The sequence below is a fragment of the Leptospira brenneri genome (assembly GCF_002812125.1).
GTDB classification, from domain to species: domain Bacteria; phylum Spirochaetota; class Leptospiria; order Leptospirales; family Leptospiraceae; genus Leptospira_A; species Leptospira_A brenneri.
Genome location: NZ_NPDQ01000006.1, coordinates 134,229 through 147,144 on the forward strand (window position 1 = coordinate 134,229; position 12,916 = coordinate 147,144).

The window sequence follows — 12,916 nt, forward strand, 5'->3', positions numbered from 1 at the left end:
TAGAGGTGGACGGAAATATACTTGGTTCTTTGTTTTCGTCAAGCCATTCCTCACTTAAGAGAATAAAAATCCGGTGAAAAGAGGACGAAATCAGAACGTCTTTGCATACCCTAAACTAACATAGAATAAATGGACTGGAATATTTTGTAAGGTATATGCTTCTCTGAGCCAAGTTTTGACAATAGAATCCCTTAGGGAATTCCCAGTATCAATTTGTTCAATGGAATTTAGGATTGAGGTATTGTACGCACCATAAATGCGAGAAGGATTCGTTACCTTTCCATCTTCGGAACTGCGATTCCAGTGGGCTTTGTTTGGATCTCCACCAGCATATCCATAGTAATTGTTGGTATCCCAGAGGTATAAGTCCGGACGAAAGATATGTGCAAATTTGACAAAAAAATCACCAAAGAAAAAGGAAGTGGACGTTGTGATGTCTTGGATTCCGTGTCGGTTGTCCACGGCATTATTTCCCATTGCATATCCTAAATTAAAATGAGGCATAATTCGAAAAAATTTCTCTTCTCGGAAAGTATAGGACCCACTGAAGGCTAGATAATTTTTACCAGACATAAGTCCGCCATTTTCGGTGGAGTATTGTGTGTAATAGGAAATGGTCGGTTTGAATTTTTTTAAAAAAGGAAGATGCCAATGTACAAAGTATTCATGCCACATGAGCCGGCTGATCGCATTTGTATTATTCGCATTGAACGTGTTATTTGGTCCTCCGGAAGCAGTTGGATTTTGTTTTTGTGTTGCTGGTGATAGAAGAGAACTGGAAGTTTTTTGAAAGGTATTGTAAAACCAAATACCCACTGCAAATTCTCCCCAAACACTCGGGTCAAAATGATAACTCATAGAAAAAAACAGCCCATCTGCTCTTTTGTTTCCATTCGGTTCTTTTTTAGGCCCATACCCATGGTTTGGACTATAACCTAAGCAGGGATCTGAGCTTTCTGTAGCCGTAGAAATTCGATTATGAACGGACTGGACACAAGGATCTTGGCTATAGGGATCATAGAATTTTGTTTCTTCTCCCAAGTAAGAAGGACCAACTCCTCCTGGTCTAGATTGTAAGATACGTTTATCGGAATCAAAATCATCTCGATTCGTAAGTTGGAAGTTTCCAAAGAGTGACCATTGGAATTTTTTTTCTGGTGACCATACATTGACCGAAGGTTGGAGGGCTGGTGCGTACGTAAAACTTTGATAAGTTGCTCCATTCCTACGGCTTTGTGCTTCCCCAACAAAGGAATTCCCTCGCCAAAGGAAGTCCGAAACAATTTCTGTATTGGTTTCAACAGTGAGTGATTTGGTTTCTTCCGGTTTGGATTCTGATCTTAGAGTAGAAGAAAATACAAAAACTATAACTAGAAAATTAAGGATTAGGAATCTCGAACATCGTTTGGAATATTTCACGAAACCTTCTTCCTCCTTCCTTGTTGATGGGGTTTTGTAATAAAGTTTCCGAACTATTTTTTGAAGTTAAGATGACCTTGTATTCTTTTTTTAATAGTACAACATGAACATATTCGGCGAAGGCTTCTGCATACGTATCGTCCGCATTGGTCGCAGCATATAAGGAAACAAATCCAGTATTGGTAAGTTTTTTATAAAGGAATTTGCCTTCAGGAAATAAAGATAGATTAGGAGTTTTTTTGTAGAATTTGATTTTGTTTCTTTCGGGAAAGAATGTGGCTTCGTAAGGGGAATAAGTTTCTGACCACCAAATTCCTTCAAAGAGTGGAAACTTACGAAAGTCTCTTTGTGTTTCTGAAAAATCAGGGGCATGTCCTTTGGTGATTGATAAAATATGGCCTAATTCATGTAATATGATAAATTGAACAGCGGTTTCTATAGAATTACTATCATCCAAATGAATTTTGATGGAATGTTCCTTTGAAGGAAGAAAGGCCGTAGATTCTTTTTTGGATGCCCAATCATTTCCTCCATCACCCAGCAGATCAGAATCTAAAAAAATAATCCCGCCAATGGGTTTTCCATTTTCATCCCGAACAATTCCGGTAAGCCCAGTGGAACCTAAGTTTGTCACAAAGTAGATTCCATAAATGTAAGAATCTGCAAGGTCATTGACTGCCTTAGGTAATGAGTTCTGAATCTGATTTAGTTTTGTTTTCCAAATGGATAAATCTTTTGTTGGCGAAGGAATGTCATCAATTCCATCGATGACATTGACAGAAACGAGTGTATCCAATCGATTTTTGTCCAAGGGATAAATCCTCTGGTTCCATGTTCCTTGCAAAGGAGGAAGGTTTTTCACTTGTAAACCAACATTGTTTTTTGCCCAGTCTGCATATGGGTTGGGCGGTATGGAAAATGAACTAGGGGTACATACCCAAAAAAGGAAAGGAAGTAAGGATATGATGTAAGGATTCGATCTCATTTGCCGATTGTATTTCTATATGAAAGGACTTCTCGGTCTATGCTTTTTTTTGCCATCGATCGTTTTCGCTGAAATCAATCCTTGGAATTTACGGCCTGATGTGCGTATTTTAACTAGAAAAGAAGTGTCTCATATTGTTATGGAAAGAAGGCCTGACCATTTTCGTGTGACTCTCATTGTTTCTGAGCGTTTCCCTTACAATTATAAAGCTTTATCACACCCTTTTTTCTTTCGAATGGAAGATGAGAAAAAAGCTTTCGAACTTGCGAATCAAATGGACAAGTATTTGGATACTGGAAAAGCTTTCACCATCACCTTGAATGGATCAGAGATCCAAACTTTGGTATGGGGAGAACCCTGATTGACACGGTCCTTTTATTTATACTTTAAAGAAATCTTTCGTAAACCTACGAAATCAGAATGGGAAATTTTAAAATTAGTAGAAGCCCGTTATGATAAAGAATATACGTTTTATATTTTTATCACTCATGTTATTGTTTACTCACTTCTCATAGCTCCTCCTTTCTCTGAAATTCGTTCGCAAGTATTACCTTATTTACTAGGTGTTTCGATTGCTCGCTTAATTTTACTTTTACAGTTTTATACTAAAAATATCCCCATCCACAGAGTGATTTATTTCAGCGGATTTGTTGCTGATGGATTGGTTTATATTGTTTTTATTGTCGGGATTCATTCCTTCCCTTCGCTTGGGAGTTTTTATTTACTCAATTCCTATTTGATGTCCTTTATTTTCCCAATTCTTTTATACAGCACAAGACTTGATCCCAAAGCTTGTATTTTGAGTGCTATTTATTTTTCTGTTTTGCATATCATTTACATTTTTAATTTACCTTCCTCTGTCTCTGATCAGTTTTCATTTTTTAGTAAATACTTTTTGGTTTTGGTTTATTGGGGAAGTGCCGCTCTTGGTACAGTTTTTATTTTAAACAAAAGAAAAGACACAACAGATATGTACAACCTTTCTGAAGAAAAAAGGTTTATCCAACATGAATTGGAGCTCGCAAAAAAAGTACAAGATGCACTCTTTCCTGGAAATATTAAAATTCCCAACATTGCTTTTACTTTCTACCGAAAAAGCCCCAATGTGATTGGAGGAGACTTTTTTGATTTCGTCCAACTCCGGGAAGGAAACGTCGGTGTGTTTTTAACGGATGTGGCTGGACATGGAATTTCTTCGGCCATGGTTGCTTCCATCATGAAGGTTCTTGTTTCAACAATCCCGTATCGTTTCAAAACAGCTCCCGCCAAATTAATGGATTATTTAGATGATCGTTTGGCACATGATTTAAATAAATACCATGCATCGGCCATCTATCTATTCTTTGATTTTATTGAGAAAAAGCTGACCCTTGGAAATGCGGGACATCCTTATTTGATTTTAGCGCACAAAGGCGAAGATTACCAAGAGTTAGAAACCCAAGGTGCCATCCTTGGGTTTAATATTAAAATCCCTCCAATTACAGAAAAGATAATTCCCATTGCACCAGGAGATCGTTTTTTTATTTATACGGACGGACTGATTGAATCTACAGATCCGGAAGGCAATAGTCTTGGGACTGAGGGGCTTTTAGCGCTTCTCAATCGGCACAGGCAAAGTTCGAACATCAAAGATTTAGAGATCAACCTCCTTACAGAATTAAAATCTGATTATGGGCTTGATAGTTTTTCTGATGACACCATGTTTCTTATATTGGAAGTAGAAGAATAAGGAGAATTCATTTGTCTTTTTTAGATATCCAAATTAAATCCAATTTTGCACTCGTAACCATCAAAAGGCCAGAGGCTCTGAATGCACTGAACGATGTCGTAATTACTGAAATTGGTGATATGGTTGACGAACTAGAATCCAACAATGCTGTTCGTGGATTCATTCTTACCGGTGAGGGAAAGGCTTTTGTTGCTGGAGCAGACATTGCCAAAATGAAAGAGTTCAATGTTCGGGAAGGTCAGGCTTTTTCTGAACTCGGCCAAACCGTATTTAGAAAAATGGAACTTTCAAATCTAATCTCGATAGCTGCCATTAATGGATTTTGTCTCGGTGGTGGGATGGAACTTGCAATGGCATGTGATATTCGTTATGCGGTAGCATCAGCTAAGTTAGGACTCCCTGAAGTGACTCTCGGTTTACTTCCTGGATTTGGTGGTTCACAAAGACTTCCAAGACTGATTGGTGTAGGACGCGCCACAGAACTTATTCTTTCTGGTGATATGATTTCTGCAGACGAAGGATATCGATTGGGACTTATCAATAAAGTGACAGACCCTGCAGAACTTTTGAATGAATCAGAAAAAACACTTTCTACCATCCTTTCACGGGGACCTAACGCAATTAAGGCGGCAAAAACTGCGATTCGTCAAGGTTTAGAAACCAATATGCAAGGTGGACTCGAGTGGGAAAAACAACTCTTTGGTGGCAGGTTTGCTGATGAGGAAACCAAAGAAGGTTTATCTGCTTTCCTAGAAAAAAGAAAACCAAACTTTAAAGGTTAATGTATGAAAACACGGATTGGAATTCTACTCTTCCTTTTAGCACTTTCTTTTTGTAGACAAGCAGAATCCTTTCCGTCACAAACAAACACTCCTGAAATTATTTTTGGGAGCGTTGCCGATCGTGCTTTAAAATTGGAAATTGCCAACACTCCTTCTACTCGTGCTACCGGGCTTATGTATAGAACCAAACTTGGGGAAGATGAGGGTATGCTTTTTGTATTCCGTCGCCCCGAAGTTTTAAGTTTTTGGATGAAGAATACTCTGATTCCCCTGTCGATTGGTTATTTTTCAGAAGATATGCGACTTTTAGAATCATTCGACATGAAACCCAACCAAACCGAAGAAGTATATAATTCTAGAAAACCTGCGATGTATGCTTTGGAAGTCAATCAGGGTTGGTTTGCAAAACATAAAATTGGTAAAGATGCTGTCCTCACTTTGGAAAGAAAGGTCTCTGCTCGAGATTAAATTTTCTCTTTTTACTTGAATCTCTGATGCCCATGGTTAGTATTTTTTACCATGGTTGTCAATAATCCTCGTTTAATTACACTTTTATCTGAAGAACAAAAAGCCGACTTGGCTTCGATGGAAAAACAATTTGCCCATCACTTAGAATATACCATTGGTAAAAATAGATTTAATCTTAAAAACGAAGATATCTACAAAGCACTTGGACATACAATCAGAGACTTTCTGATCGATCGTTTGAATGTCACTCATGAACGTTACCGGAATGAAAATCCCAAAAGAGTTTTTTATTTTTCTTTAGAATTTCTCATGGGTCGTACTCTGATGAATGCTCTCATTAGTCTTGGGTTATACGAAACAATCCAAGTGATGCTTCGAGGAATTGGTTTTGAACTCACAGATGTATTGGAGTTTGAAACAGATGCAGGGCTTGGGAATGGGGGACTTGGTCGACTTGCCGCTTGTTTTTTGGACTCTATGGCCACACTGAATGTCCCTGGATTCGGTTACGGAATTCGTTATGATTATGGGATCTTTAACCAAATCATCGCTAACGGAAATCAGTTAGAGATGCCTGACCATTGGGATGCTGATGGAGTTCCTTATGAAGTGGTGCGTTCTGATATTTCCTTCTCAGTAGGATTTTTTGGACATACGGAAACAAAGGTTTCAGGGAAAGGAAAAATCCAACATGACTGGGTTCCCGATGAAACGGTTCTCGCTTCCGCCCATGATTATCCCATCCCTGGATTTAACACGAGTACGGTGAACTACCTCCGTCTTTGGGCAGCTAGATCTTCTGAAGAATTTAATTTGGACTATTTCAATCACGGTGATTATATGAAAGCCGTACAAGATAAATCCATATCCGAAAATATTTCAAAGGTATTGTATCCGAACGACACCACCGAACAAGGAAAGGTGCTTCGTCTCAAACAACAATATTTTATGGTTTGTGCTTCTCTCCAAGATATTTTGATCCAATATCGCGAAACCAATTCCAATTTAAAGGAACTACCGAACTACATCGCCATCCAATTGAATGATACCCATCCCAGTATTGGAATCGCTGAACTCATGCGTATATTCATAGATAATGAAGAAATGGATTGGGAACAAGCCTGGGAGATTGTCACTAAAGTTTTTTCTTATACCAATCATACTGTTTTGCCGGAGGCTTTGGAAACCTGGCGAGTGGAACTTTTTGAAAGACTTTTGCCAAGACATCTAGAAATCATTTATGAAATCAATCATCGATTTTTATCAGAGGTTCGTAGTAGGGGTGTATTATCAGAATCAGAAATCCAACAGGTGAGTATCATTGAGGAAGGAAATGAAAAACGAATTCGTATGGCAAACTTAGCTGTGATTGGTTCTTACCGTGTCAATGGAGTTGCCGAGTTACATTCTGAACTCATTAAAAAAACGATTTTCCAAGCATTTACGAAAGTTTTCCCTGAAAAATTTAATAACAAAACAAACGGAATCACTCCTCGTCGATGGTTATTGCAATCTAACCCTAGTTTGGCGAATTTGATTTCTAAACGAATTGGAAATGGTTTTACGACGGATTTATACAAACTAAAAGAATTAGAAACCTTTGTGGGCGATGTTGATTTTCGAAACGATTGGCAAGTTGTAAAACAAACGGCAAAAGAAGATTTAGCCAAACTCATCAAAAGTGAAACAGGAATCTCCATCGATCCTAAATCCCTCATTGATGTACAGGTCAAAAGGTTTCATGAATACAAGCGCCAACTCTTGAATATCTTACGAGTGATTGCTCTTTACCGTCGGATCAAAGAAAATCCTTCTCGTGAAGTGACACCACGAACGGTTATTTTTGGTGGGAAAGCAGCTCCTGGTTATTATATGGCCAAACTCATCATCAAACTCATAAATAATGTGGCTTGGGTCATCAACCGAGATCCAGATGTTGCGGATCGCTTAAAAGTAGTATTTCTACCCAATTACCGAGTGAGTCTTGCGGAAAGGATCATTCCTGGAACGAATCTTTCTGAACAAATTTCCACAGCAGGTACAGAAGCCTCGGGAACCAGCAACATGAAATTTATGTTAAACGGTGCTCTGACCATCGGAACTTTGGACGGAGCCAATGTGGAAATTTTGGAAGAGGTGGGGCCTGAAAATATGTATATATTTGGCCTTCATACCGAAGAAGTGTATCGCCTGAAAGAGGCAGGATACCAACCAGCTGATTACATTCGCAAAAATGATGAACTCCACCGGGTTCTTTTGATGATTCGGGAAAATCTATTCTCCATCGGAGAACCGGGTATTTTCGGGCCTATCTATGACAGTCTTTATTACACTGATAATTACCTCCTCATGGCTGATTTTGCGGCTTATGACGAGACCCAAAACCTCGTGGCGAAGGATTATTTGGACGAAACCACTTGGACCAAAAAATCCATCCTCAATGTGGCGAGGTCCGGCAAATTTTCCTCAGATCGCACGATCCGAGAATATGCGAAGGATATTTGGAAGGTCCCCCTTCTTGACACAGTTCCTCCCAAAACTATCTATAAATTGCCACAAAACTGAATCGACACAAAAGAACTAAGGTTATATTGTTCCAAGGAAAGGGTTCCAAATGAGTAAAGGTTACATTATATGTGTCGATGATGAAATATCGGTATTGGAGACGCTCGCAGAACAGCTTCTAGCTCGATTTGGCGAATCCCATATCATTGAAACCGCGAGTAGTGCGGAAGAGGCGCTTTCCCTCATTGATGAAATCATCAGTAGCAACGACATCGTGGAGTTGATTGTTTCTGACCAAGTGATGCCTGGAATGAAGGGAGATCGGTTTCTGGAACAGGTACACCACCGAGCTCCTGATGCGATCAAAATCCTCCTCACTGGCCAAGCGGGACTTGATTCGGCAATCTATGCCATTAATAACGGGGGACTCAGTCGGTATGTCGAAAAACCTTGGAACATTGAAGAACTATCCAAAGACATCAAAGACCTACTCGATAAGTTTCGGCAGAATTTGGAAAACCAACATCTCATCCAAGCTCTCAACCGCCGTATCATCGAATTGGAATCACAGCAACAGTAATAAACTTGCATTTTTTATTTTAGCCTTAGTTCTCATTTCTCTTTCTCCAGTTTTTGGGAAAGAGAAAGAACTTAGCCCTGAACAAATTTCCAAAAAAAAAGAAGTCCTTTCGAAAATGGTTCGTTATGGAACGAGCCAAGAAAGGAAACAAGCATTAGGTGAGCTCACGCGTTTCCCTAAAGAAAATGCTTCCGAACTTTATGAGCTTGTAGGCGAACAATTAAAAACAGAAAAAGACATGGGGATGAAAATTGTCCTCTTAAAAACCATTGGTGATTTGGACTTAAAAGAAAACAAAGATACCATCATTGGTCTGTTTGAAGATTCTAATGAAGACGTAGTCAAACAAGCGGTAACTTCTGCAAAAAAGATGAAACTAGCGGAAGCCACAAATCCCTTACTCGAAAAAGTAAAAAAGGAAGATTTTACTAAAAATTCAAATTCATTAAGTCTCTACATCAGCGCTCTTGGGGAATTGCCAGATGGAAAGATAGCAGCTCCCTTCTTAGAAACAAAGTTTCGTGAAAAGTTTAATAATGCAGATATGCGGGGCCAAATTGCTTTGTATTTTGGCGGTGTATTGTATGCAGATTCAGAGTCAGCGTTGATGGAAGTAGCTTTTGATGAAATCCAACCCACCACTCTTCGATGTTATTCGATGAATACTCTTGGTAAATTAAAATCCGAAACAGCAAAACCTAAGTTATATGAACTATTGGATTCTTTGAAAAAAACCGCAGGTAAATTGGATGCTAAAAAAGCCCAATCCTTAAAAATTTATGCAATCGGTGCCCTTGTGACTATGGGGGACAAAGAAGTTTTCCAAGAACTAAATGAATTTGCTCGTGATGATGATAGTATGGTGAGACTTCGTGCCATTGAATTTATGGGAAGTTTGAAAGATCCCAAAGCTTTAGAACTTTTGGAATACAAACGCGACAGAGACCCAAGTCCCAAAGTCCAAAAAGCTGCTAAAAAAGCCATCGACCAAATCAATGGGAAAGAAACAGCTCCCGAAGAAGAAAAATCGACGGAAGAAAAACCAGAAGAAGAACCCAAATGAAATCCAAGGTTTTTCTTTTACTCCTTCTTTCTTTTTTTGTTTTTACAAATGGTTCTCTGCATTCCGAAGAAGACGGTAGGTATACCGGTCCCATTTCTCGTTCCGAAAAACGAATCTTAGATGGGAAATCAGAATTTCAGAAATCGGGAACCTTTCCTTTGGAGTGGAAATTGTTTTTTAAAGGAAAACAAGGGGATTTTGTTGTTTTTTATGACTTAAATGGTGATGAGATCCACTACCGATACAGACGTAATAAATTTGATTTGGACGGTGAATTTTTTGTAAAGGATCTGTTTCCTGGAAATCCATATAGAGTGAAGGGTGAATGGATTGGGTATTATTTTTATTCTATGGATGAAAGAGGAAAACGTTCTTCTCTTCCCACCCCTAAAAAACTCCCAGCAGAACCTAAAGAATTTGTAGATAGACAAACCATTCCTATTTTTAAACTCCAAGAGTATATTGAGGTTAGGACTGACGATCTTTTGTATTAAAAATCAAATTTTTGTAATAGTTGAAAGTTGATAAATAAAATTGGGTTGGGGTCATTTTCCTTTTCCGAATAACTTACGTTTAGTGAAATAAAAGGGCTTACCCATTTGAGTTTGATGATTTCTTGTCTATCGGTTAAGTTGATATTAAAATCAGTGGCATAAGTCCAGTTTTCAAACCAAGCTCTGGTATAAGGATGGCCTTCTCGAAAGATAGCACTTAACTCTAATAAATTTCCTGGATCAATAGGAATGGCTAATTTCCCTTCCCATTGCCCTCCTGTTTCTCTAGATTCAAATCCAACAGAGACTACTGCTTTTTCTTTTCTCCATTCGTAAAATGCGGCTCGTCCCAATTCATTCCAATGGTAATTTCCTGATTCATTGTATTCTCTATACCGGTAAATCAAGTTCCCCCATTCACTGATGAAAAATGGAAAAAATCCAGACCTTCCATTTTCATACCGATGTCCTTCCGTTGAACTTAAGAATTCAGATCCAATCAAATGTTTGAAATTGGTTCTAAGATAACCTAGAACTTGTGGGATTTGTGGTCTAACTTCTTCAGGTGATACCATTCCATAGAGTAAGGGTGAGTCTCGGTACATTGTGGCATCTAAAAAAAATTTAGATTCAGGAGATTCTGATTTTAGATAAAAAAATCCCACAGATTCTTTTTTATCAAATATAGATTCCGATTGAACTCTATGGGTTCCCCAGTCTTTCGAATTCCAAGAATCATTGATATACAAACTTGATTTTTGGTCTCCCATAGACCAAACTCCCGAATAGGATTTGTTTGGTGATACAAAATAAAGTCCAGGATGGGAAGAAAATGAAGCTGCATGATAAATTCCCAGTTCATATTCTTTTCCTTCATTTAAGAACCGATAACCGAAAAAATTTGTATATAACATGGGTTGGGGGAGGGGAGATCCAGTTCGTTCCAGTTGGGAATAAAAGTTCGGATCTTTGGCAAAGTAAAAATGGGGAATTGGTTTATAGCGGTTTCCTGAGGTAAATCGTAATTGTTTGAAAGTTAGATTGGTTCCATAAGAAAAGTCTTCATCTCTTTTTTCTATGATCCAAATTTGTCCCTTGTTCCTTCCTCCGAAAAATATAGAAGAATGGTTTTTTTCTTTTCTGGGTAGATAACGAACATCTAAGTTTTGGTAAGTGAATCCGAAAAAAAGTTCCGAAGGTGGATCCGTTGTATTTGTTGAAAGTGATAGGTCTTTTTTGGTGTTCTTTGATTTGTTTATCTCCGAATGGTTTCGATTGGTTTGGGGATCTGATTCAGATTGAGATTTTCCCTTCTCGGCAAATTTTTGTTTGGTGGCATATAAGGTGATTTGTTTTTGTTTCCAAACCTTGGATACGAGAGCTGCATCTTTTCCTTTGAGGGATCTTTTCCATTCTAAAAAGATTTCAGGTGGTTGTTTTGCTTTTTCCTTCCAGGCTGCGGCCAAATGAGGGGGAAAACCTGCCTGCAAAAGTTCTGGAACAGAAATTTGATCCGGCTTTTTTTCTACGGCTTGTAAACTCTGTACGAAACAAATCCACAAAATAACGCCAATTTTCTGCCAATCCACCAGGATTTAGGTTTGAAATTTCGTTTTTTAGCCCCCATTCGGATTGCTTTTTTTAAAAAAGGGACATATTTTATACCTCCCAAATCAAAAAATCAATCTCCCAGGCGGGTTTTGTCCCAGGTGAATGCTAAATTTATATGTAGAAACCGATAAAAACGTGAAAAAAATATTGACTTAACTTCTCAAATGTTAAGTAGTGTAAACAAGCGTTTAGTATATTATTGGTATTATTTTTTAGTTTTATGTCGTCTAACATGATGACGGGGAGGAAAAACCTATGATCGTTCGATCCATCCAACAACCCGCTTACAACCGCCACAAGGACTCAGGTCTCGCTGGCCAAGGTCCGAAAAAGGGATTTTCCCAGAACCAAACTGGGAAGACCTTTGAAGAGTATTTAATGGAAGCCTTCCAAGGGGAAGTGGTTCAAAAAGGAGAGTGGGTTTCCCCAGGTCTCTCCGATCTTGGCCAAAAAAACCTGAAGAGGATGTAGAACCAAAATACTGGCTCCCGTTCTAGAACGAGGAGCTAGCGGCCGACAATCAAAGTATGGAGAAAGTATCCATACTTTGGGCTCTCGTTCGGCGTGACTATGCACTGCAATATGCAGGATCCTTTCTGGGCATCTCCTGGATGTTCTTGCAAAACCTAGTGCTCATCAGCATGTACGCACTGGTTTTTTTGGTGCTCAATTTAAAAACTCCCTCCACACAAGAAGATTTCACTGCCTATCTTTTAACAGGGTTACTCTATTGGATTCCCATCCAAGAGCTCCTAGTCCGAGGAACGGGGATCCTGACTGACAATCGCGCTTTATTAAAAAGATCCAGTCTTGGAATTGATTTATTTTTATGGATTCCCTATGTACAATTTTTGATTCATAGCCTCATCACATCCATTCCTGTTTTTATCTATTTAGCATATTCGGGAAAATTAAATCTTGCGGGAGTTTTCGTTGGATATTTGACCCTTGTGTTTTCTGGATTGTATTTGATGCTACTCCTTCATTATCTTTCGCGGTTGAATATTTTGTTAAAAGATATATCACCTTTAATTCGTTTGGTGAGCCAACTTATTTTCTGGGGAATTCCTGTTTTGTATTATCCCACTGGATTACTAAAGGAGTGGAACGGATTCAATCCATTCACGATCCCTTTGGATGTCTTTCGTAGTTCCGTTATTTCTGGTTTTACTCCTCAGTTTGATTGGATCCAAATTTTACCATTTCTGTTTTCGTTTTTTTTGGTTTACTTACTTGCGAAACGTAAATTCCAGTCGGTAATTTTGGATCATCTATAAATC

The 12,916-nt window shown here is 38.6% G+C and carries 13 protein-coding genes; 10 read left to right on the forward strand and 3 right to left on the reverse strand.

Translation table 11 applies throughout. From position 1 onward, the window contains the following. Nucleotides 1–90: 90 nt before the first annotated feature. Together CH361_RS13735 and CH361_RS13740 are read right to left on the reverse strand one after the other, a co-directional pair. Nucleotides 91–1,419: a hypothetical protein gene (locus CH361_RS13735; RefSeq protein ID WP_100791385.1), complete on the reverse strand. Its 1,329-nt coding sequence runs from the start codon at nucleotides 1,417–1,419 to the stop codon at nucleotides 91–93. After that, nucleotides 1,379–2,404, reverse strand: a complete 1,026-nt coding sequence (locus CH361_RS13740) for a hypothetical protein (RefSeq protein ID WP_100791386.1) — start codon at nucleotides 2,402–2,404, stop codon at nucleotides 1,379–1,381. The genes CH361_RS13735 and CH361_RS13740 overlap by 41 nt, the downstream gene beginning before the upstream one ends. A 19-nt stretch (nucleotides 2,405–2,423) precedes the next feature. Here CH361_RS13740 and CH361_RS13745 point away from each other — a divergent pair, with 19 nt between their 5' ends. From CH361_RS13745 to CH361_RS13780, 8 genes are all read left to right on the forward strand, one after another. Continuing rightward, complete coding sequence (locus CH361_RS13745; protein WP_100791387.1) at nucleotides 2,424–2,765, forward strand: hypothetical protein; 342 nt, start codon at nucleotides 2,424–2,426, stop codon at nucleotides 2,763–2,765. Further along, a complete protein-coding gene (locus CH361_RS13750; protein WP_100791388.1) occupies nucleotides 2,766–4,133 on the forward strand; it encodes a PP2C family protein-serine/threonine phosphatase in 1,368 nt (455 codons plus the stop codon). Nucleotides 4,134–4,138: 5 nt separating this feature from the next. Then, nucleotides 4,139–4,915 carry an enoyl-CoA hydratase-related protein gene (locus CH361_RS13755; protein WP_425268689.1) on the forward strand — a complete coding sequence of 259 codons (777 nt, stop codon included), beginning with the start codon at nucleotides 4,139–4,141 and terminating at the stop codon, nucleotides 4,913–4,915. A 3-nt stretch (nucleotides 4,916–4,918) separates the two neighbouring features. Further along, nucleotides 4,919–5,383, forward strand: coding sequence for a DUF192 domain-containing protein (locus tag CH361_RS13760; RefSeq protein ID WP_100791390.1), 465 nt, complete (start codon nucleotides 4,919–4,921; stop codon nucleotides 5,381–5,383). Nucleotides 5,384–5,434: 51 nt separating this feature from the next. Further along, nucleotides 5,435–7,948 (forward strand): glycogen/starch/alpha-glucan phosphorylase, encoded by a 2,514-nt coding sequence (locus CH361_RS13765; protein WP_100791391.1) that lies wholly within the window; start codon nucleotides 5,435–5,437, stop codon nucleotides 7,946–7,948. A gap of 49 nt (nucleotides 7,949–7,997) precedes the next feature. Continuing rightward, nucleotides 7,998–8,468: a response regulator gene (locus CH361_RS13770; protein WP_100791392.1), complete on the forward strand. Its 471-nt coding sequence runs from the start codon at nucleotides 7,998–8,000 to the stop codon at nucleotides 8,466–8,468. Nucleotides 8,469–8,583: 115 nt separating this feature from the next. Beyond that, a complete protein-coding gene (locus tag CH361_RS13775; protein ID WP_244279890.1) occupies nucleotides 8,584–9,531 on the forward strand; it encodes a HEAT repeat domain-containing protein in 948 nt (315 codons plus the stop codon). Next, nucleotides 9,528–10,025 carry an LIC_11959 family protein gene (locus tag CH361_RS13780; RefSeq protein WP_100791393.1) on the forward strand — a complete coding sequence of 166 codons (498 nt, stop codon included), beginning with the start codon at nucleotides 9,528–9,530 and terminating at the stop codon, nucleotides 10,023–10,025. The genes CH361_RS13775 and CH361_RS13780 overlap by 4 nt, the downstream gene beginning before the upstream one ends. On the opposite strand, the gene CH361_RS13785 is transcribed toward CH361_RS13780, so the two are convergent. Next, the gene (locus CH361_RS13785) at nucleotides 10,022–11,587 is read right to left on the reverse strand and encodes a hypothetical protein (RefSeq protein ID WP_100791532.1); all 1,566 of its coding nucleotides are present in this window, start codon (nucleotides 11,585–11,587) and stop codon (nucleotides 10,022–10,024) included. The two genes, CH361_RS13780 and CH361_RS13785, sit on opposite strands and share 4 nt — an antisense overlap. Before the next feature lie 304 nt (nucleotides 11,588–11,891). Here CH361_RS13785 and CH361_RS13790 point away from each other — a divergent pair, with 304 nt between their 5' ends. After that, the gene (locus tag CH361_RS13790; RefSeq protein ID WP_100791394.1) at nucleotides 11,892–12,107 is read left to right on the forward strand and encodes an LIC12298 family protein; all 216 of its coding nucleotides are present in this window, start codon (nucleotides 11,892–11,894) and stop codon (nucleotides 12,105–12,107) included. Nucleotides 12,108–12,163: 56 nt separating this feature from the next. Next, a complete protein-coding gene (locus CH361_RS13795) occupies nucleotides 12,164–12,913 on the forward strand; it encodes an ABC transporter permease (protein WP_100791395.1) in 750 nt (249 codons plus the stop codon). Nucleotides 12,914–12,916: the final 3 nt, after the last annotated feature.

Excerpts from the sequence above, each read along its gene's own strand:
- CH361_RS13760 (WP_100791390.1), top strand. The coding sequence starts at position 4,919 with ATGAAAACACGGATTGGAATTCTACTCTTCCTTTTAGCACTTTCTTTT.
- CH361_RS13795 (WP_100791395.1), top strand. The coding sequence starts at position 12,164 with ATGGAGAAAGTATCCATACTTTGGGCTCTCGTTCGGCGTGACTATGCA.
- CH361_RS13790 (WP_100791394.1), top strand. The coding sequence starts at position 11,892 with ATGATCGTTCGATCCATCCAACAACCCGCTTACAACCGCCACAAGGAC.
- CH361_RS13740 (WP_100791386.1), bottom strand. The coding sequence starts at position 2,404 with ATGAGATCGAATCCTTACATCATATCCTTACTTCCTTTCCTTTTTTGG.
- CH361_RS13775 (WP_244279890.1), top strand. The coding sequence starts at position 8,584 with ATGGTTCGTTATGGAACGAGCCAAGAAAGGAAACAAGCATTAGGTGAG.
- CH361_RS13770 (WP_100791392.1), top strand. The coding sequence starts at position 7,998 with ATGAGTAAAGGTTACATTATATGTGTCGATGATGAAATATCGGTATTG.
- CH361_RS13765 (WP_100791391.1), top strand. The coding sequence starts at position 5,435 with ATGGTTGTCAATAATCCTCGTTTAATTACACTTTTATCTGAAGAACAA.
- CH361_RS13780 (WP_100791393.1), top strand. The coding sequence starts at position 9,528 with ATGAAATCCAAGGTTTTTCTTTTACTCCTTCTTTCTTTTTTTGTTTTT.
- CH361_RS13745 (WP_100791387.1), top strand. The coding sequence starts at position 2,424 with ATGAAAGGACTTCTCGGTCTATGCTTTTTTTTGCCATCGATCGTTTTC.